This window comes from Bacillus sp. JJ1503, assembly GCF_036965125.1.
Classification (GTDB): Bacteria; Bacillota; Bacilli; order Bacillales; family Cytobacillaceae; genus Cytobacillus.
In genome coordinates, this window is the sequence record NZ_JBALOZ010000232.1 from 1 (window position 1) to 251 (window position 251).

The 251-nt window shown below is 35.5% G+C and carries 1 protein-coding gene; it reads right to left on the reverse strand.

The features are described from left to right. Positions 1-196 (reverse strand): MaoC/PaaZ C-terminal domain-containing protein (locus tag V7149_RS17230; RefSeq protein WP_335346838.1); only part of this gene is annotated, 196 nt, incomplete at its 3' end. Positions 197-251: the final 55 nt, after the last annotated feature.

Consider the following 251-nt stretch of genomic DNA (forward strand, 5'->3'; position numbering starts at 1 on the left):
CTCCTAATAATTGCGATAATAAACTTGAGGTTAATAAACCATGGGCAATACGCTGTTTAAATCTTGTTTTCTTTGCATATTCACTGTTAATATGAATTGGGTTGAAATCACCGCTTATCCCCGCAAATAAAACAAAGTCTGTTTCAGTTATTGTTTTACTGCATGATGCCTGCTGCCCAATATAAAACTCAGCCATATCTTCACCTGCTTTTTACATAGTCACTAGACGGTTTTTTTGAATCTTTCCTGTC